Origin of the sequence: Wansuia hejianensis, assembly GCF_014337215.1 — a bacterium.
GTDB classification, from domain to species: domain Bacteria; phylum Bacillota; class Clostridia; order Lachnospirales; family Lachnospiraceae; genus Scatomonas; species Scatomonas hejianensis.
Genome location: NZ_CP060635.1, coordinates 419,197 through 439,837 on the forward strand (window position 1 = coordinate 419,197; position 20,641 = coordinate 439,837).

16 protein-coding genes are annotated in these 20,641 nt (G+C 50.7%); 14 read left to right on the plus strand and 2 right to left on the minus strand.

The annotated features are described in order from the left end of the window. Positions 1–258 precede the first annotated feature (258 nt). The 9 genes from tgt to H9Q79_RS02035 all read left to right on the plus strand — a co-directional run bounded on the left by tgt (position 259) and on the right by H9Q79_RS02035 (position 10,498). Entirely contained in the window at positions 259–1,401 is a 1,143-nt protein-coding gene (gene tgt / locus H9Q79_RS01995) for a tRNA guanosine(34) transglycosylase Tgt (RefSeq protein ID WP_249329680.1), read from the plus strand. A gap of 164 nt (positions 1,402–1,565) precedes the next feature. Next, the gene (gene yajC, locus H9Q79_RS02000; protein ID WP_456341163.1) at positions 1,566–1,889 is read left to right on the plus strand and encodes a preprotein translocase subunit YajC; all 324 of its coding nucleotides are present in this window, start codon (positions 1,566–1,568) and stop codon (positions 1,887–1,889) included. Positions 1,890–2,174: 285 nt separating this feature from the next. Further along, positions 2,175–3,257: a 3-isopropylmalate dehydrogenase gene (leuB, locus tag H9Q79_RS02005; protein WP_118642440.1), complete on the plus strand. Its 1,083-nt coding sequence runs from the start codon at positions 2,175–2,177 to the stop codon at positions 3,255–3,257. Positions 3,258–3,276: 19 nt separating this feature from the next. Further along, positions 3,277–4,944, plus strand: coding sequence for a dihydroxy-acid dehydratase (ilvD, locus tag H9Q79_RS02010; protein ID WP_249329094.1), 1,668 nt, complete (start codon positions 3,277–3,279; stop codon positions 4,942–4,944). Between the two features lie 26 nt (positions 4,945–4,970). Continuing rightward, positions 4,971–6,653, plus strand: a complete 1,683-nt coding sequence (gene ilvB, locus H9Q79_RS02015; RefSeq protein ID WP_249329095.1) for a biosynthetic-type acetolactate synthase large subunit — start codon at positions 4,971–4,973, stop codon at positions 6,651–6,653. A gap of 125 nt (positions 6,654–6,778) precedes the next feature. Next, positions 6,779–7,861 carry a 3-phosphoserine/phosphohydroxythreonine transaminase gene (gene serC / locus H9Q79_RS02020; RefSeq protein WP_118642436.1) on the plus strand — a complete coding sequence of 361 codons (1,083 nt, stop codon included), beginning with the start codon at positions 6,779–6,781 and terminating at the stop codon, positions 7,859–7,861. Continuing rightward, positions 7,861–9,024: a phosphoglycerate dehydrogenase gene (locus H9Q79_RS02025; RefSeq protein ID WP_249329096.1), complete on the plus strand. Its 1,164-nt coding sequence runs from the start codon at positions 7,861–7,863 to the stop codon at positions 9,022–9,024. Before serC ends, H9Q79_RS02025 begins: the two co-directional genes overlap by 1 nt. 90 nt (positions 9,025–9,114) lie before the next feature. Further along, positions 9,115–9,252, plus strand: a complete 138-nt coding sequence (locus H9Q79_RS02030; RefSeq protein WP_249329097.1) for a hypothetical protein — start codon at positions 9,115–9,117, stop codon at positions 9,250–9,252. 4 nt (positions 9,253–9,256) lie between these two features. Beyond that, on the plus strand, positions 9,257–10,498 hold the full coding sequence (locus tag H9Q79_RS02035) for a DUF1015 domain-containing protein (protein WP_249329098.1): 1,242 nt from the start codon (positions 9,257–9,259) through the stop codon (positions 10,496–10,498). Here H9Q79_RS02035 and H9Q79_RS02040 read toward each other — a convergent pair. Further along, positions 10,476–12,002 carry a PucR family transcriptional regulator gene (locus H9Q79_RS02040; protein ID WP_118642434.1) on the minus strand — a complete coding sequence of 509 codons (1,527 nt, stop codon included), beginning with the start codon at positions 12,000–12,002 and terminating at the stop codon, positions 10,476–10,478. The genes H9Q79_RS02035 and H9Q79_RS02040 overlap by 23 nt on opposite strands. 431 nt (positions 12,003–12,433) lie before the next feature. Between H9Q79_RS02040 and H9Q79_RS02045 the strand changes: the two genes are divergently transcribed. Beyond that, complete coding sequence (locus H9Q79_RS02045; RefSeq protein WP_118642432.1) at positions 12,434–14,494, plus strand: LTA synthase family protein; 2,061 nt, start codon at positions 12,434–12,436, stop codon at positions 14,492–14,494. Between the two features lie 18 nt (positions 14,495–14,512). Here the strand turns inward: H9Q79_RS02045 and H9Q79_RS02050 are convergent, their stop codons facing one another. After that, the gene (locus H9Q79_RS02050; RefSeq protein ID WP_249329099.1) at positions 14,513–15,760 is read right to left on the minus strand and encodes a helix-turn-helix domain-containing protein; all 1,248 of its coding nucleotides are present in this window, start codon (positions 15,758–15,760) and stop codon (positions 14,513–14,515) included. A 145-nt stretch (positions 15,761–15,905) separates the two neighbouring features. Here H9Q79_RS02050 and H9Q79_RS02055 point away from each other — a divergent pair, with 145 nt between their 5' ends. From H9Q79_RS02055 to H9Q79_RS02070, 4 genes are all read left to right on the plus strand, one after another. Beyond that, positions 15,906–16,583 (plus strand): cobalamin B12-binding domain-containing protein, encoded by a 678-nt coding sequence (locus tag H9Q79_RS02055; RefSeq protein WP_249329100.1) that lies wholly within the window; start codon positions 15,906–15,908, stop codon positions 16,581–16,583. Beyond that, entirely contained in the window at positions 16,571–17,704 is a 1,134-nt protein-coding gene (locus H9Q79_RS02060) for a uroporphyrinogen decarboxylase family protein (RefSeq protein ID WP_249329101.1), read from the plus strand. The genes H9Q79_RS02055 and H9Q79_RS02060 overlap by 13 nt, the downstream gene beginning before the upstream one ends. Before the next feature lie 270 nt (positions 17,705–17,974). Continuing rightward, positions 17,975–19,606, plus strand: coding sequence for an ABC-F family ATP-binding cassette domain-containing protein (locus H9Q79_RS02065; RefSeq protein WP_118642422.1), 1,632 nt, complete (start codon positions 17,975–17,977; stop codon positions 19,604–19,606). A 5-nt stretch (positions 19,607–19,611) separates the two neighbouring features. Then, positions 19,612–20,556, plus strand: a complete 945-nt coding sequence (locus tag H9Q79_RS02070; protein ID WP_249329102.1) for a nucleotidyltransferase family protein — start codon at positions 19,612–19,614, stop codon at positions 20,554–20,556. The last annotated feature ends 85 nt before the right edge of the window (positions 20,557–20,641 follow it).

The window sequence follows — 20,641 nt, forward strand, 5'->3', positions numbered from 1 at the left end:
AGTGTCATCAGTATGGTCTCAGACAGCAGTCACTGGCTGATTGTAGCTGATTGGTGCCAGTATTTCTTTATTGAATATCGAAACCTACCGTCTGTGACCATCAGGGTTCCCACCTCTGGCGAGAGCCGCCGTACCCTCTGAAACAGCCAGAAAACCATAATGCTATTGCGTATTTGGGAAAAGTTGCGTATACTGTTTCGGTAGGACTGGTTTATTTTATTATGGGAATTATGAGATTAGAAATGGATGATGAAGAAAATGGGCAAATATCGTATTTTAAAAACTGAAGGCAGAGCGAAACGGGCGGAGTTTGAGACGGTTCACGGGACGATCCAGACGCCGGTTTTTATGAATGTGGGGACGGCTGCGGCGATTAAGGGGGCTGTGGCTACGGAGGATCTGGAGCGCATAGGCACGCAGGTTGAGCTGTCGAATACCTACCATCTCCATGTGCGTCCGGGTGATGAAGTGGTTAAGAAGCTGGGAGGCCTGCATAAATTTATGGTGTGGGATAAGCCGATCCTGACGGATTCCGGTGGGTTCCAGGTGTTTTCGCTGGCGACCTTGCGAAAGATTAAGGAGGAGGGCGTCTATTTCAACTCCCATGTGGATGGCAGGAAGATTTTCATGGGACCGGAGGAAAGTATGCAGATTCAGTCCAATCTGGCTTCTACGATCGCAATGGCGTTTGATGAATGCCCTTCCAGTGTGGCAGACCGGACATATGTTCAGAATTCCGTAGACCGGACGACCCGGTGGCTGGCGCGTTGTAAGATGAAAATGGCGGAGCTGAACCAGAGGGAGGATACCATAAACCGCAGCCAGATGCTGTTTGGAATCAATCAGGGAGCGATTTATCCGGATATACGAATCTGCCACGCGAAGCAGATCAGTGAGATGGAGCTGGACGGTTATGCGGTAGGAGGCCTGGCGGTGGGGGAAACCCATGAAGAGATGTATTATATTCTGGAAGAGACAGTGCCTTTTCTGCCGCAGGATAAACCGACCTACCTGATGGGCGTGGGGACTCCGGCTAATATTCTGGAAGGCGTGGAGCGGGGCGTGGACTTTTTTGACTGCGTCTATCCCAGCAGAAATGGCCGCCATGGGCATGTGTATACGAACCACGGCAGGCTAAATCTTTTGAATGCGAGATATGAACTGGATGACAGGCCTATAGAAGACGGATGTGGCTGTCCGGCTTGCCGGAGATACAGCAGGGCGTATATCCGCCATCTGCTGAAGGCAAAGGAAATGCTGGGCATGAGGCTGTGCGTGCTCCATAACCTGTATTTTTACAATACAATGATGGCAGAGATACGGGCGGCTCTGGATGAAGGGAGATTTGCGTCTTATAAAAAAGCAAAGCTGGAGGGATTAATCTCAGAAAGCGGCTGCTGATGGGGACAGTTTATAATTAATTAAGGGATTAAGCACAAAAAACACTTGCTCATTAACGTCGGATTGTGTATTATGGTAGTAGCGCATAATAGCAGAGCGAAATGGTTAATTAGGAGGATATGGAAATGATTTTTGCAAGCAGTACAGCTGCCAGCAGCGGTGGAATGGGTTCTATGAGTATGATTATTTTGATGGTGGCGTTGATCGCCCTGATGTACTTTATGATGATCCGTCCCCAGAAGAAAGAACAGAAAAGAATGCAGGCCATGCTTTCCGCCCTGGAGATCGGCGATGCCGTTGTAACGAACAGCGGTTTTTACGGTGTGGTGATTGACATAACGGAAGAAGATGTAATCGTAGAATTCGGCAACAACAAAAACTGCAGGATTCCCATGAGAAAGGCTGCGATCGCCCAGGTGGAGAAGCCGGAAGAGGCAGCGGCGGTGACCGAGAAGGACACTAAGCCCACAGATACCAAGAAGAAATAAGTGATAATTTTATACAAAAGCCCGTTCCGGAAGCAATTTTGGGACGGGCTTTTGTAACGGTTTCTCATTACCGGCTGTTTCGTCAGAGACAGTGTTTAAATACCGGATATTCCCTTGCTTCATAATACGGAATAGGCATTATTTCACAGAAATTATTAAGTTTTTTTGTTGAAAAGTCCATAAATATGAAGTATGATATAGTTTATAGCTACACGAACACCGGAATTTCCTGTGAAATCAGGGGTTTGTGAGTGAATGATTTTAGTTGAAAAGAGGGAGATTACGATGGAACACAGAATAGGATTGATCCATGGAGACGGAATTGGTCCGGAAATCGTTGATGAGGCTAAGAAGGTTTTGGATGCGGTCTGTACGAAGTATGGGCACACCTTTGTTTATTCAAAACTGCTGCTGGGCGGCGCGTCTATTGACGCCTGCGGCGTGCCATTGACGGATGAGACGGTGGGCCAGGCGAAAGACTGTGATGCCGTGCTGATGGGTTCCATCGGAGGCGACGCGAAGACATCGCCCTGGTATCAGCTGGAGCCTTCCAGGCGTCCGGAAGCAGGGCTTCTGGGGATACGCAAGGCGCTAAACCTGTTCGCCAACCTGCGGCCGGCTTATCTGTACGATGAGCTTCGGGCGGCATGCCCGCTGCGGGAAGAGATCATCGGCGGCGGATTCGACATGATGATCATGCGGGAGCTGACCGGCGGGCTGTATTTCGGCGAGAGGAAGACGACGGAAGTGGACGGTGTGAGAACGGCTGTCGATACCCTGACTTATAATGAACAGGAGATCCGGCGGATTGCGAAACGCGGTTTTGATATCGCCATGAAGCGGAGAAAGAAAGTGACCAGCGTCGACAAGGCAAATGTGCTGGATTCTTCCAGGCTCTGGCGAGCTGTCGTGGAGGAGGTTGCGAAGGATTATCCTGAGGTGGAGCTGGAGCACATGCTGGTAGACAACTGCGCAATGCAGCTGGTGAAGAATCCCGCCCAGTTTGATGTGATCCTGACAGAGAATATGTTCGGCGACATCTTGTCTGATGAGGCCAGTATGGTGACGGGTTCCATCGGAATGCTGTCTTCGGCCAGCCTGAATGAGACGAAGTTCGGCCTGTACGAGCCAAGCCATGGATCGGCGCCTGATATCGCCGGCCAGAATATCGCCAATCCCATTGCCACGATTCTGTCAGCGGCCATGATGCTCCGTTATTCCCTGGATCTGGATACGGAGGCTGATGCAGTGGAGAGCGCAGTGAAGAAAGCACTAGCGGCCGGATACCGGACCGTTGATATCATGTCTGATGGCTGCAGGCAGGTGTCCACATCCGAGATGGGAGATCTGATCGTCAGCTATCTTTAATCAGAAGGAGAACAGAAGAATGAAAAGTGATGCGGTAAGAAAAGGCATGCAGCAGGCTCCGCACAGAAGCCTCTTCAATGCCCTTGGAATGACAAAAGAAGAGATGGAGCGCCCTCTGGTAGGGATTGTCAGCTCCTATAATGAAATTGTGCCAGGCCATATGAACCTGGATAAGATAACGGAAGCTGTCAAGATGGGTGTGGCCATGGCCGGCGGAACTCCCGTAGTATTTCCGGCCATAGCAGTCTGCGATGGAATCGCCATGGGTCATATTGGGATGAAATATTCCCTGGTCACCAGAGACCTGATTGCAGACTCTACAGAAGCCATGGCTCTGGCACACCAGTTCGACGCTCTTGTGATGGTTCCGAACTGTGATAAGAATGTTCCCGGCCTTCTGATGGCGGCGGCCAGGATCAATGTCCCCACTGTCTTTGTCAGCGGCGGACCGATGCTGGCAGGTCATGTCAAAGGCCAGAAGAGAAGCCTGTCCTCCATGTTTGAGGCTGTAGGATCTTATGCGGCCGGGATCATGACTGCGGAGGATGTGGAAGAATATGAGTGCAAGACCTGTCCTACCTGTGGTTCTTGTTCCGGCATGTATACGGCCAACAGCATGAACTGCCTGACGGAAGTGCTGGGGATGGGACTTCAGGGCAATGGTACGATACCGGCAGTCTATTCGGAACGATTGAAGTTGGCGAAGCATGCGGGAATGCAGGTAATGGAGATGCTGCGCAGGAACATCCGTCCGCGGGACATCATGACCAAGGAAGCGTTTCTGAATGCTCTGACCGTGGATATGGCCCTGGGCTGTTCCACCAACAGCATGCTGCATCTTCCGGCAATCGCTCATGAGGTGGAATTTGATCTCCGCCCTGAGATGGCCAATGAGCTGAGCGCGAAGACCCCCAACCTCTGTCACCTGGCGCCTGCAGGCCCCACTTATATGGAAGACTTGAACGAGGCAGGCGGCGTATATGCGGTGATGAATGAGCTGTCAAAGCTGAACCTGCTGAATCTGGACTGCATGACCGTGACAGGAAAGACTGTAGGGGAAAATATAAAAGACGTGAAAAATAAGAATCCGGAGGTTATCCGGACAGTGGATCATCCATACAGTAAAACAGGCGGAATTGCCGTCCTGAAGGGCAATCTGGCTCCTGATACCGGAGTCGTAAAGCGTTCCGCAGTCTGTGAGGAGATGATGGTTCATGAAGGACCTGCCCGGGTGTTCGACTGTGAGGAAGATGCGATTGCGGCGATCAAAGGCGGAAAAATTGTGGCCGGAGATGTTGTGGTCATCCGGTATGAAGGTCCTAAAGGCGGTCCGGGCATGAGAGAGATGCTGAACCCTACTTCTGCCATTGCAGGGATGGGACTGGGTTCTTCCGTGGCTCTGATCACAGACGGCCGTTTTTCAGGTGCTTCCCGTGGGGCCTCTATCGGACATGTGAGCCCGGAGGCGGCTGTGGGCGGGCCGATTGCACTCGTGGAAGAGGGAGATACGATCCGGATTAACATTCCTGAATGCCGTCTGGAGCTGGCTGTGTCCGACGAGGAGCTGGCGAGGCGGAAGGCGGAATGGAAGCCGAGAAAGCCGAATATTACCACCGGATATCTGGCGCGCTATGCCAGAATGGTGACCAGCGCCAACCGGGGAGCGGTGCTGGAGATTCCGGACTGAATATGGAAGAAGGGAGAACAGATCGTATGCAGTTAAATGGTTCAGAGATTATCATTGAATGTTTAAAGGAACAAGGTGTAGATACTGTCTTCGGATATCCGGGCGGAACGATTTTGAATGTCTATGATGAGCTGTATAAGCATCCGGAGATCCGTCATATCCTGACTTCCCATGAGCAGGGGGCTTCCCATGCGGCTGACGGTTATGCGAGAGCTACCGGGAAGGTGGGTGTCTGTCTGGCGACCAGCGGTCCGGGGGCAACCAATCTGGTGACCGGCATCGCTACTGCTTATATGGACTCCGTACCGGTCGTGGCGATCACTGCTAATGTGGGAAAGCCGCTTCTGGGCAAGGACAGCTTTCAGGAAATTGATATTGCGGGCGTCACCATGCCCATCACGAAACACAGCATGATTGTGAAAAGCATCGACCGCCTGGCCGATACTCTGCGCCGGGCGTTCAAGATTGCGAAGAGCGGCAGGCCCGGCCCTGTGCTGGTGGATGTGACGAAGGATGTCACCGCCGCGACTTATGAATATACTTATAAGAAACCGGAAGAGATTGTCCCGGAGACTGATAGAATTACAGAAAAAGATTTGAACCGGGCGGCCGAGATGATTAACCAGTCCAAAAAGCCATTTCTGTTCGTGGGCGGAGGTACAGTAATCTCTGGCGCTTCTGAGGAGGTGCGCGCGCTGGCCCATAAGATTCAGGCGCCGGTCTGCGATTCACTCATGGGAAAAGGCGCTTTTCCTGGGGATGACAGGTTATATACGGGGATGCTGGGTATGCACGGAACCAAGACCTCCAATCTGGGAATGTATGCCTGCGACCTGCTGATCGTTCTGGGGGCCAGGTTCTCAGACCGGGATGTGGGCAATCCGAAGTCTTTCGCAGAACAGGCAAAAATCCTTCAGATTGATGTGGACCCGGCGGAGATTAACAAAAATGTGATTGTCTCTGGCAGCGTCATCGGTGATATCAAAGAGGTATTGAAACGGCTGCTTCCCATGGTCGCCGAGAAGGAGGGTGGAGAATGGGTTTCAGACATCATGAAAATGAAAGAAGCCTATCCGCTCGCTTATAGCCCGGATGGGTTGACTGGCCCGTTTGTGATAGAAGAGATATACCGTGCGACGAAGGGGCAGGCGATCATCTGCACAGACGTGGGCCAGCATCAGATGTGGGCGGCCCAGTATTATAACTATACGGCTCCGGGCACTTTCCTCACATCAGGCGGCCTGGGGACCATGGGCTATGGCCTGGGGGCCGCTATGGGAGCGAAATGCGGCCGGCCCGAGAAAACGGTCATCAACGTGGCGGGGGACGGCTGTTTCCGCATGAACATGAATGAAATTGCCACATTGGTGAGAAGCAATATTCCGGTGATAGAGGTTGTGATTAATAACCATGTGCTGGGAATGGTCCGCCAGTGGCAGACGCTTTTCTATGGAAAGAGGTATTCCCATACAATCCTGGAGGATCAGGTAGACTTCGTGAAGATTGCTGAAGCCATGGGAGCTACGGGCATCCGCGTGACGCGCAGAGAGGAGCTGAGGCCAGCTCTGGAAAAGGCTATTGCTCTGAACGCTCCGGTTGTGATAGACTGTCAGATAGACTGTGATGACAAGGTGTTCCCGATGGTGCCGGCAGGCGTGGCAAACAGCGAAGTATTTGATGAAAGCGACCTTGCCAAAAAGAATTGTTGACAAGAAAATAACAAAAGAGTTATGATTAGCGTGTCATTTATAATTAGAAAATTTCCGGAATTTGCAAAGCAAGGGGTCATGATAGCTGACGGAAATTTTGTGTGCATAAACAGGAGGATAGAACAGTGAGCAGAGTATATAATTTCTCGGCTGGTCCGGCAGTATTACCGGAAGAAGTATTAAAAGAGGCTCAGGAGGAAATGCTGGACTACAGAGGCTGCGGCATGTCCGTTATGGAGATGAGCCATCGTTCCAAAATGTTTGATGAAATTATCCAGGAAGCAGAAGCAGATTTGAGAGAGCTGCTGAACATTCCTTCTAATTATAAAGTGCTTTTCCTGCAGGGAGGCGCTTCCCTCCAGTTCGCACAGATTCCGATGAATCTGATGAAAAACAGAGTGGCAGATTATATCGTTACAGGACAGTGGGCGAAGAAAGCATGGCAGGAAGCGCAGAAATACGGAACTGCCAACAAAATTGCCTCTTCTGAGGATAAAACCTATTCCTATATTCCGGATTGCTCAGACCTTCCGATCAGCCCGGACGCGGATTACGTCTATATCTGCGAGAATAATACGATCTACGGAACCAAATACAAGACGCTTCCGAATACCAAGGGAAAGCTTCTGGTTGCGGACGTTTCCTCCTGCTTCCTGTCGGAGCCGATGGACATCGAGAAGTACGGCATTGTCTATGGCGGCGTGCAGAAGAATATCGGGCCTGCGGGAATGGTTATTTCCATTGTGCGCGATGACCTGATCACTGACGATGTGCTGCCGGGAACCCCAACGATGATGAAATTTAAGACACAGGCCGACGCTTCATCCCTGTACAACACGCCGAACTGCTACTGCATCTATATCTGCGGCAAAGTCTTTAAATGGCTGAAGAAGATGGGCGGTCTTTCCGCAATGAAAGAAAGAAATGAGAAAAAAGCCAGGATCCTCTATGATTATCTGGATTCCAGCAATCTGTTCCGCGGCACTGTCGTGAAGGAGGACCGTTCTCTGATGAATGTGCCTTTTGTAACAGGCAGCGAGGAGCTGGACGCTAAGTTCGTGAAGGAATCCAAGGCAGCGGGATTTGAGAATCTGAAAGGACACCGGACGGTGGGCGGCATGCGCGCCAGCATTTATAATGCGATGCCTTTGGAAGGCGTAGAAGCTCTGGTTGCATTTATGAAAAAATTTGAAGAGGAGAATGTGTGATGTTTCAGTATAGCTGTTTGAATCCAATTGCCGAAATAGGCCTCAGGAATTTTAGCGCAGATTATGAAAAGACGGATCATCTGGAAGAAGCGGACGCGGTTCTCGTCAGAAGCGCGAAGATGCATGATATGGAGCTTCCGGATAAGCTGGTCGCTGTGGCAAGGGCCGGCGCCGGCGTCAACAATATTCCTCTGGAGCTGTGCGCGGAACACGGTATCGTAGTGTTTAATACGCCGGGCGCCAACGCCAACGGCGTTAAGGAGCTGGTTCTGGCAGGCATGCTGCTGGCTTCCCGTGACATTGTGGGAGGCGTGGAATGGGTCAAGAGCCAGGAAGATAACCCGGAAGTAGGCAAACTGGCCGAGAAGCAGAAGAAGAAGTTCGCAGGATGTGAGATCAGCGGCAAGAAGCTGGGCATTATAGGCCTGGGAGCCATCGGGCAGCTGGTGGCCAATGCGGCGACACATCTGGGAATGGACGTTTACGGATATGATCCGTATATTTCCGTGGATGCCGCCTGGAATCTGTCAAGGACGATCCATCATATACAGGATGTGAATGATATTTACAGCGATTGCGATTATATCACCATCCATGTCCCGCTTTTGGAGAGCACGAAGGGAATGATCAGCAGGGATGCAATTTCTCTGATGAAGGAGGGGGTTGTCATCCTGAATTTTGCCAGGGATACTCTGGTGGATGAGGCCGCGCTGGTAGAGGCGCTGAGATCCGGTAAGGTGAAGAAATATGTGACGGATTTTGCCAATCCGACCGTCGCCGGAGTGCCTGGCACCCTGATTACTCCGCATCTGGGCGCCTCCACGGAGGAAGCAGAGGATAACTGCGCGATCATGGCGGTTAAAGAAATCAGAGATTATCTGGAGAACGGCAATATCAAAAACTCCGTTAATTATCCCAACTGTGATATGGGCATGTGCAGCGCCGAGGGCCGGATCGCTATCAATCACAGGAATATCGTCAACATGATCAGCCAGTTTACGAAGGTGATCGGTGAAGCAGGTGTGAACATTTCCGACATGACCAATAAGAGTAAGGCAAATTATGCCTATACTCTTATTGATCTGGAGTCTCCTGCCAATGAAGATATGGTAAAGGCTCTGGAAGCCATTGACGGAGTATTACGGGTGCGTATTGTAAAATAACAGGTTGATGAATGAGCGAGGTTGCCGCAAAACGCCGGTCTGAAATGTCTGCATTTTGAGGCAGCCTCTTTGCGCGTGTTTGGAGGTTTTATGAACAGCATGATACAATCGGTTCGGAAATACCGGAAACGGATGCGTATGATAAAGAGCCTGATCAGGAACAGAAAGAAGGTTCCCGGAGCGGTGGAAGCTTTGATTCAGGCGGGTAAGTCTTATATGAGGAGGTAATTTTATGGCAGAAATACGGCCATTTCGGGCTCTGAGGCCTACTGAGGAGAAGGCGTCAAAGGTAGCGGATCTCCCCTACGATGTATACAGCCGTGAGGAAGCGAGAGTGAAGGTAGCCGGCGACAAACTGTCTTTCTTAAGGATTGACAGGCCGGAAACGCAGTTTCCGGAGGGGCAGGATATGTATGCGCCCTGTGTCTACGAAAAAGCAGATGAGATGCTTCGGGAAATGACGGAGGAAGGGATTTTTGTCCAGGATGAGAGGCCCTGCTATTATATCTATGAGCTGACGATGGACGGTCGCGCGCAGACGGGGCTTGTGGCCTGTTCGGCGGTGGACGACTATCTGAAGGGTGTGATCAAAAAGCACGAAAATACCAGGAAGGAGAAGGAAGAGGACCGGATTCGCCATGTAGACGTCTGCAGCGCCCAGACCGGGCCGATTTTCCTGGCGTACCGGGCCAGCGAGACGGTAAAGCAGCTGCTGAATCAGGTAAAGGAACGGCCGGCGGCAGCCGATTTTCAGTCAGAAGACGGAATAGGCCACAGGGTGTGGGTGATTGACGGTGAGGAGGAGATTTCCAGGCTGACGGAGCAATTCGGGGTTATGGAGCATACCTATATTGCTGATGGGCATCACCGGGCTGCTTCCGCCGTGGCTGTTTCTCTGAAAAGGCGGGAGGAAAAGCCCGGCTATACCGGACAGGAGGAATTTAACTATTTTCTGTCCGTACTGTTTCCGGATGACGAGCTGATGATTCTGGATTATAACCGTGTGCTGAAGGATCTGAACGGGAATACGCCGGAAGAACTGCTTCAGAAGCTGGAGAAGGCATTTATCCTGGAAAAATCAGAGAAAACCCCATGCCGTCCAGAGAAAAAAGGCGAGATGGGGCTGTATCTGGATTCCGTATGGTACCGGTTAAACGTCCGGCCGGAACACTGCCTGACGGATCCGGTGGGCGCTTTGGATGTGGCATATCTGCAGCGGGAAGTGCTGGAGCCTGTCTGGGGAATCACTGATCCCAAAACTGACCGCAGGATAGATTTCGTCGGCGGAATCCGCGGCCTCGGAGAGCTGGAACGCCGCTGCGGTGTGGACTGCGCGGCCGCATTTGCCATGTATCCCACTTCGATCGGGGAACTGTTCAGCGTAGCGGACGCCGATCTTCTGATGCCGCCCAAATCCACCTGGTTTGAACCAAAGCTGCGCAGCGGCTTGTTCATACATACAATTGAAAGGTGAATTCTTCTTCTGGTTCCTGCAGAAGGCGGAAGGACAGCTCCAGATAAAGACGGGTGTCATAGTCGTCCAGGTTTAAGCGGGTCAGCTCCTGTATCCGTTCCATCCGGTTGATGAAGGTGCTCCGGTGGATGTAAAGCTGGTTGGCGGCCTGGGACATATTAAACTGCTGCTCAAAATAAGTGAATAATGTGAGATAATAGCTGGTCTGTTTTATCTGGTCATGCTTCCTCAGCTGGAGCAGGGCCGGGTGACAGACCTGTTCTGGTTTAAAAATACCCGTCCCATAGTTCAGCAGGTATTCCAGCCCGTAGTCATTAAACCGGAAATACCAGCGTGTGCTGTCTTTTTTTTTGCCGAATTCAATGGCATAGACGGCCTGCTTGAAGTAGATATTCAGCTCCCGCAGCCCTGTAAAGGTCCGGCTGCAGCCTGCAATCATCAGCCCGTCCCGGACCAGGTAGGCCAGGGACTGATAAAAATCAGGAAGTTTATCGATGCCATACATGGAGAGGTTCAGAAGCATGACTACATTGCCCTGGTTTTCCACAGCACAGGTCCCGCGCCACCGTTCCTCCACCTGTGAAATCAGATAGGGGGGATACAGCTCCTTCTTCAGACGGTGTTCCGGCAGATAATAGACCATCAGATAAGTATGCTCTTCAGACCATCCGGTATTCTGGTTGAGCCTGTTAATCTCACGGGAATGAGGCACCTTTCCTGCCAGGCTGTCCACGAGAAAGGAATGCAGGTAGGTCTGCACGGAGGAGGTAAACTGAAAAGAGCCGAACCGGTGAAGCAGCAGTTCAATAAACTCTGCCAATTTAGCCAGAATCAGGCTGTCTCTGTCTGCAAACCCGGCATCCTGTATGCCCATGATCAGACGTCCGCAGTATTTCCCGCCAGAACGGAAGTTATACAGCTTATAATTCCGGTCATAATCAAAATCAAATATCCCTCTGGTTGTCTCCAGGTTCCGCATATGAGGATTGGAAATGATATCATTGACCGTATCCAGGTTGATCTGGCCGTCATCTTCAAAAAGGGCAAAGGGTGAATTCTCTTCATGCTCAGAGGCAACAATCGAGAACTGGTTGTCTACCAGGCAGACCGGAAGATGGAAGCATTGATAGGTCTGGCGGACCAGGCTGCGGTAATCCTGGTACTTCTCAACAATTTGCAGGCAGGAATTCTCCCATTCGTCATAATAGTCATAAATATTCTGCAGCTCATTATAGACTTCCCGCGGGTCTTCCCTGGAGGAAAGCAGAAAGAGAGTGGTTGCGTCTGGGTCCTTCATCGCCGGTTTTTTATAACAGAGATAAGTCCCCGGATCAATGGGTTCTTCCTCAGGTTCGGATAACAGATAAAGAAATCCCTCCCGATTGCCTGAACCGTCATAATAACGGGGCCTTCCCAGCTCTTCTTCTGGCGTTAAGGCCTTTTTATATTCCAAGTGATGTTTTTGCAATAGATGGTAATAAATTACATCTGTATTAAGTTTCATAATGATTCCCTCCCGGATTTACTACACACTACACATTGTAGTGTGTAAATGGCGAAAAGTCAATTGTTTTGATGGATTTACGAGAAGGCCTATATGCACTATAATGTGATTAAATCAATTTTTGGTAACCCATTACTACTCTATACACATGGAAGGGACAAAGCATTTAAGGCTTTGTCCTTTCTGTATTTCAGGGGATTGGTTCCAAATGGTCGGTGAGGGTGAGGGGGGGATACCCCGCCTCCCGCCAGCCTTCCTGGTTGATCTAAAACTCTTCACCCAGATACACAGAAAGTGTCACTGCGATGGACACAGAAAATTCATTTGCAAAATCCATGTAAAGTGTTTACAATAGATTATGTATGTTTACCTGATTAGGACAGGCTTACTGTCCGGCACTAAAAGTAGGAAGACGGGAAAGGTTTATATTCATGATGAAACAATTGAAGGAGAAATTGCAGGATGCCAGAGGAAAACGACATTTTGTGATATGGCTGGTCTACTGGTGCGTGGCGCTTGTTTTCTTAATTATGCATTATTCTGCGGTGGCAGGGGACGATCCGAAAAAAGTGGCGATTTACCGCCTGGTTTTTGCAGGCGTCCTGGCAGCGATTGGATTTTCAGCGTGGTTTTGTACCCGGCGCTGGGTCAGACAGGAGGCTCCGGAGAAGAAGGAGGACAAGGGGCGGATTAAGATCTGGCATTTCCTGGCGTTGTTTGGCAATTCTGTGTATGCGTTTTTCGCCATGGAATATGTGAACAATGAGCTTCTGGGTGAGATGAAGTTCGGATATATGGCGCTGAATGTTCTGGGGATTTTTATTATCAGCCTGATTTTTCTTTTCTGGCTGAATTCTTTCCGAAGAACGATGCTGGCGGTCAGCATTCTCTTTACAGTGATGAGCCTGATCTTTTATTTTGTTTTCCTGTGCAGGGGGGAACCGCTGCAGCTCATTGACTTTTTCAGCCTGGGCACGGCTCTGGCAGTGGCGGGAAGCTATCAGTTTGAAGTCACCAGGGCGATTGCGGTAGTAGTTCCTTTGAGTTTGTGCCTGATCGGCATTTATATGCATCTCCCGGACTGGGTTCTGGCCAGGAAGCGGCTGGGCAGGCTGGGGATCAGGATCGGTGTGGCAGGCTTTATGTTTGCCTCTTATTTCTTTTATCTGAATGTGAACTGGAACGGCGGGCTTGGAATTCTTACGGATCTCTGGGCGCCGATCAAGACGTACAGGGAATATGGGACGACAGTTGGATTTTTCTGCGTAGCCAAGTATATGCGGCTGACCCCGCCGGATGGATATTCGGTGGAAGGGGCGGAAAAAATTGCAGAAAAATCTGTTGAGGAACAGAACGGGACAGATGGCAATGGCGGGAACGGCAAGACGAAGCCTGTGAATATCATTGCGATCATGAACGAATCCTGGGCGGATTACCGGATGGTCGGTGACTTGAAGACGAATTTAGAAGTGATGCCTTATTATGATTCGATGGAAGAGAACACGATTAAAGGCAGTACGCTGGTCTGCATACGCGGGGGCGGCACGGCGAAGACGGAATACGAATTCCTGACCGGCAATTCCGTGAAGCGCTTCCCGGGGATGGTTCCTTATGTGAGTTATTTTACCCATGATCAGTATTCTCTGGTGACAACTCTTGAAGCCCAGGGGTATGAGACGGCGGCCATGCATCCCAATAAGGGAAGCAACTGGAAGCGCACCACGGCGTACCGTCTTCTGGACTTTAATGAATTCTATACGATCGACGATTTTGACAGCAGTGCGGAGAGAATCCGGGGACATATCAGTGATAAAGCGAATTATGAGAAGATCATCGAAGTGATTAATAATAAAGAGAGCAGTGACCAGCCATTTTTTCTTTTTGATGTGACCATGCAGAACCACGGGGGGTATACCAACAGGGCGTATAAATCTGATGTGGAAGTGGAGGGTTACGATGACAGCGCGGTTAACCAGTTCCTTTCACTGGAAAGGGACAGCGACGAGGCGCTGGAATATCTGATTGAATATTTCAAGGATTATGAAGAGCCTACGCTGATTGTCATGTTTGGAGATCATTATCCGGATCTACCGGATGAATTTACAGAAGCTATTTCCGGGAAAGCTTATGATGATCTGACGCTGGATGAGCAGCAGATGTATTTCGCCACACCGTTCTTCATATGGGCGAACTATGACATAGATGAGGCAACAGACGTGCTGACCAGCACGAATTATCTGGGAACGATGATGATGGAGCAGACAGGTCTGGAGATGGCGGATTATAATTATTACCTTCAGGACCTCATGGAAGAGATTCCGGCTCTGAATCATCTGGGATATATGGATACAGAAGGTAAATTCCATTCCTGGAATGACGGAGAGCCTGAGATCCTGGATAAAGAATGGGAATATGAATGCCTGCAGTACAATAATCTGGCGGAAAACGGGAACAGGCTTAACTGGTTCTTTGTGCCGGAGAGCGGGGAATAAGCTTTACGGGGGCGCCTATCAGCGGAACTGGCTGGGAGGGACCCCCGTATATTTTTTAAACACCTTTGTAAAGTAGCTGGGATCTTCAAAGCCGACGGCAATGGCGATATCCAGCAGAGGGTAATCTGTGCTGGAGAGCAGTCGCTTGGCTTCCTCGATCCGCACCTTGTTCAGATAGGAACGGAAGGGCAGGCCGGTGGTACGGCGGAATAAAGATGAAAAATAGGACGGATTCAGGTGGACTTCTTCGGCGGCATCCTGTAAGGTGATAGGCGAGGGATAGTTTTTTACCAGAAAGGCAATGGCTTTTTTCATGAGCCCACTGTTCTTTCCGGAGATATGGCTGAACATACATTCCATATAGGCCTTCAGTATTTCAGACAGGTGATGGCAGATATTTTCCATAGTGGTGTCTCCCAGGAGAAGTTCCAGATACCGGCTGTTCAGCGGAAGGATCAATGAAGAGTCAGCGCCGCCCTCCAAAGCAGAGCGGGACATGAGGGTACAGAGCTCCAGCGCCCGGTTACGGAGAGTCTGCAGACGGTTGCCTTCTTCCAGAAGAAGGAATCCCAGGAGGCGGTTTAGCTGTTGCTCTGCTTCTTTCAGATTACCTGTTTTCAGACACGTTAAAAGCTCCTTCTCCGTATCCGCCGGATAGGTGAGGGCAGGGAGAGCGGTAAATTTATATGCCTGAATTGACTCATGGATCAGCGACTGCTGATGGAGTTTTTCCTGGTTGGCCACCTGCTGCTGGCGGCTGTCCAGAATCAGGCTCCGCAGCAGGTGCAGGAGCAGGTGGGAGAGCTGTGTTACTTTTTCCGGAGGGATGACGGGGAGTTCTCCGGCCGCCGCCGGCAGCTGTGTGGCCTGGATGCGCGGCAGCGGATATTTCGCGGTTACACCCTGGAAAAGCAACACATCCGGTTCGTGCATCAGAAAGGGGCCGGCCAGGACGGCCCCCAGCAGAGAGGCCCGGTGAATCAGCGGGAATACCAGATGATTGAGACCGGCATGGCAGGCGAAAAGATAAGGTTCTCCCAGATTCTGTGCCCTTGCGGCGGCTCTGATATGATGTTCCGGACAGGTGTCGCCCGGAGGGAAGTGATTCTCATAGAGGCGGCAGTAGCTGCTGTCTTCCCCGAACTGAAGAAGCACCTCCCCCTGATGGTCCAGAAGCCGCATCGGGAGCCCGGAACACACAAAAAAGGCTTCCAGGCTTTCTGAAAGCTGAGCCTGGTCGATGAGGGTGTATAGAAAAGTTTCCATGAAAGACCCCCTTGGTTTTTTTAATAATATTATAAGTGAAATGTGAAATAAATACAAGAAATCTAAAATAAATACCAGAGAAATTCCGGGAAATTCTTATAATGAAGATATACCGGACTTCAAAGGCAGAAGAGAGGCAGAAGAAATGGAGGACAGTAAAATTTGTCTCATTGATAAAATTTCAGAGATGGTCAGAGGCGGCCGTGCCCCTGAGACACAGAGGCTTGTCAGAGAAGCTCTGGAGGCCTCCGGCGACGCGGGGGAAATACTGGAGAAGGGGTTGCTGCCCGGGATTCTGGCTATCAGTGAGAGATTCAGAGGAAAAGATTTTTTTGTACCGGAGACTCTTCTGGCGGCGAGAGCCTTTAAATTCGGGCTTGCGGAGCTGAAGCCGAGGTTGGAAAAGCAGGAGGAGAACCCGGCCGGGCGGGTGGTTGTGGGAACGATCGAAGGGGATGTCCATGATATCGGCAAGGATCTGGTCAGCACGATGATGAGGGCTTCCGGATTCTTGGTGGAAGATGTGGGATCAGACGCCCCGGCGGATCTGTTTATCGACCGGGCGGAGGCGGTACAGGCGGATATCATCTGCATTTCAGCCCTTCTGACGACCACCCGGACTGCCATGGAGAAGGTAATCAGCCGTCTCAAAGAGAGAGGGTTGAGGGAAAAGTATGCCGTCATGGTAGGCGGCTGTCCTGTCAGCCAGAGCTTTGCGGATCAGATCGGAGCGGATTATTATACGGAGGACGCCCTGTCCTGCTCGCGGAAAGCCGGTGAGATCATGAAAGAAAAAGCGGAGGGAAAGTTATGGGGAAAATGACTGAGAGGGAAAGGATTCTAAAGGTATTTCAGGGGGAAGTTCCGGACAGGGTTCCGTATATGCTGGATTTGTCCCATTATTATTATCACAAATTCCAGAAGAGATGGGAACTGTTCGGGGATTATTCCATTCCGGAGTATGAGATGATTGATTATAACCGTTCCAAAAAGGCAGGATTTTATATCCCGAACCAGGCCAGTTTTTTTAAAGTAGCCTGTGACGACACGGTACAGTATCATGTCTGGAAGGAAACCCACGGCGGAATCCCGGAGATTCACTGGAAATATGAAACGCCCTATGGGACGGTGGAGAGGGTCCGTGTCTGGGAGCCTGTCAGCTATTCCTGGGCACCTACAGTGAGAGAAGTAAACACGGAGGATGAAATAAGAGTTCTGGCATATGCCCTGAGCCACCAGAAATATATGGGTCCTACAGGCAATTATGAAAAATGGGTGGATTATGTGGGTGATGACGGAGTTGTCTACTGCCCGATGAGCTACAGTGCCATGGGAGAGTTCCTGGGCTACTGGATGGGGATAGAGAACACCATTTACAATACAGCTGATTATCCTGATACGATGCACGAGGCGGTGGACGCGATCAATAGTTCCAAGCTGGACATCATCCGGGGAATCGCCAGGGATATTCCCTGTGAAGTTATCATAGGAGGGGACAATTTCCATTCCTCGATCCAGCCGCCTTCCTTCTTCAGAGAATGGTCCATGGACTTCTACAAGCAGTTCAGCCAGATCGTCCATGAACACGGTAAGAAGCTGACCCTTCACGTAGACGGCTGGCTGAGAGGCGCCGTGACCTATGTTCGGGAAGCCGGGGCGGACGGCGTGGATGCGATCACACCCAGCCCGATGGGGGATCTGACTCCGGCGGAAATTCGCGCTGAGGCAGGAGATCAATTGATTTTGTCCGGAGGAGTTGCGCCTAATCTGTGGTATGAAGACGTGCCGATGGAGGTATTCCGCCAGGCATGCATCGATTGGGTGGAACTGTCCAAGCAGTCCACGGCCCTCATAGCCGCAGCGGGCGACCAGGTGCCGCCGGGAGCAGAAGAGAGCAGAATCGACGTGTACCGGGAGGTAGTGGAAGAATACGGATACTATTAAGAGCAGTCATGGAGTTAGTTCTTAAACAGCCGGGACGGTGCCTTTCGGAGAAAACGTGAGCATTGTTTACGGTAACCAGAAAGCCGTGAGAGTGGGGTGCGCCCGCTCCCACGGCTTTCGTCCGGGTATCTAAAATCATGGCACCTTCCCCATAAATCCAGAATTTTCTAAAGAAACACGCCAAAACCTCTTGCAAATTCCCTAGAATCCGTTACAATTAATCTTTGATAGATTTTTATGATTTTAATTAGAAAGAATTGAGGACAGAGAATGATTTCAGCGAATAATGTTACCCTGCGTGTGGGTAAGAAAGCACTCTTTGAGGATGTGAATATCAAGTTCACAGAGGGCAATTGTTATGGAATGATCGGAGCCAACGGGGCGGGTAAGTCTACGTTTCTGAAGATTCTTTCCGGACAGCTGGAGCCGACGAACGGAGATGTTGTGATTACGCCGGGACAGAGGCTCTCCTTTCTGGAACAGGATCATTTTAAATATGACGCCTATCCGGTGATGGATACGGTAATTATGGGAAATGCTAGGCTGTATGAAATCAAGCAGGAGAAGGATGCGCTGTACGCTAAGGAAGACTTCACCGATGAGGACGGGATCCGGGCCAGCGAGCTGGAGGCGGAGTTCGCCGAGATGAACGGCTGGGAAGCGGAGTCGGATGCGGAGCAGCTGCTGAATGGCCTGGGAATAGAGACGGAATTGCACTATGCGGTGATGAAGGAGCTGAACGGTTCCCAGAAGGTGAAAGTGCTGCTGGCCAGGGCGCTGTTCGGAAATCCGGATATCTTGCTGCTGGATGAGCCTACCAACCATCTGGATCTGGATGCGATCGCATGGCTGGAGGAATTTCTGATTAATTTTGAGAATACTGTGATTGTGGTTTCCCATGACCGTTATTTCCTGAATAAAGTCTGTACCCAGATTGCTGACATTGATTATGGCAAGATCCAGCTTTACGCCGGCAATTATGATTTCTGGTTTGAATCCAGCCAGTTACTGGTGAAGCAGATGAAAGAGGCGAACAAGAAGAAGGAAGAAAAGATCAAGGAGCTGCAGGATTTTATCTCCCGTTTCTCAGCAAATGCTTCAAAGTCAAAGCAGGCGACCTCCCGTAAGCGTGCCCTGGAAAAGATCCAGCTGGATGACATTAAACCCTCCAGCAGGAAATATCCCTACATCGATTTCAGGCCCAACCGTGAGATCGGGAATGAAGTGCTCCAGGTGGAGGGACTGACGAAGACCGTGGATGGGGTGACTGTTTTGGATCATCTGACCTTTACCCTGGGCAGAGAAGATAAGGTGGCTTTCGTAGGCGGCAATGAACAGGCGGCCACCATGCTGTTCAAAATACTGACCGGAGAAGAGGAAGCGGATTCCGGCTTTTATAAATGGGGCGTCACCACCAGCCAGGCATATTTTCCGAAGGACAGTACGGCAGAATTTGATTCGGATCTGACCATAGCCGAGTGGCTGACCCAGTATTCAGAGATCAAAGACGTGACTTATGTCCGGGGGTTCCTGGGACGTATGCTTTTTGCCGGGGAGGACGGCGTGAAAAAGGTCCGCGTGCTTTCGGGAGGGGAGAAGGTCCGGTGCCTGCTGTCAAAGATGATGATTTCAGGCGCGAATATCCTGCTGCTGGATGAGCCGACGAACCATCTTGATATGGAGTCTATTACGGCGCTGAATAACGGCCTGATAAAGTTCCCCGGCGTATTGCTGTTCACCTGCCATGACCATCAGTTTGTTCAGACGACGGCGAACAGGATCATGGAAATCACACCGAACGGCATGCTGATCGACAAGATCACTACCTATGACGAATATCTGGCCAGCGATGAGATGGCGAGAAAACGTCAGGTGTATACGATGACGGAGGAGGATAATTAAGAGAGATGAAAAAACCGGTATTAGTGATTATGGCCGCGGGGATGGGGAGCCGTTACGGCGGCCTGAAGCAGATTGACCCCGTGGACGGCGAGGGGCATATCATCATTGACTTTTCCATCTATGATGCGATTCAGGCAGGATTTGAGGAAATCGTATTCATCATTAAAAGGGAGAATGAAGCTGATTTCCGGGAAGTGATCGGGAACCGGATGGAGCGCCACGTAAAGGTTCATTACGTTTACCAGCAGCTGGAAGATCTGCCGGAAGGGTATGAGATTCCGGAAGGGCGGGTGAAGCCCTGGGGTACCGGCCACGCGGTGCTGAGCTGTATTTATACATTGCATGACGCTCCGTTTGCCGTGATCAATGCGGATGACTATTATGGCAGGGAGGCGTTCCGGTTGATCTACGACTATCTGGAGAGCCATTGCGATGATGGGAAATACCGCTATGCGATGGTGGGCTACGCCATTAAAAATACAGTGACTGAAAATGGCCATGTGGCAAGAGGCGTCTGCCGGACGGATGAAAACCATTATCTGACTGAGATCGTGGAGCGCACCCATATCGAGAAACGGGGAGAGGGAGCCGCTTTTACGGAAGATGACGGCAAGACCTGGACAGATCTGGCGCCGGATACCATCGTATCCATGAATATGTGGGGATTTTCCAACAGCATCCTGGATGAACTCCAGTCACGCTTCCCGGCATTTTTAGATGAGAATCTGGTAAGTAATCCATTAAAGTGTGAGTATTTTCTTCCATTTGTAGTAGAACAGCTGCTGAGTGAAGAGAAAGCGACCGTCGAGGTGCTGAACACACCGGATAAATGGTATGGGGTTACCTATAGAGAGGATAAGCCGGTGGTGGTAGAAGCGATCCGCAAAATGAAAGAATCCGGGGCATATCCCCAGAAACTGTGGGAGGATACTGTCCTGAAGCAGTCCTGAATCCAATTCCGCCGCTGCAGAGCGGCGGAATTTTATTTGGGATCATCTGGTCAATCCTGCAATAGTCGGAGCGGGCAAGGGAGGT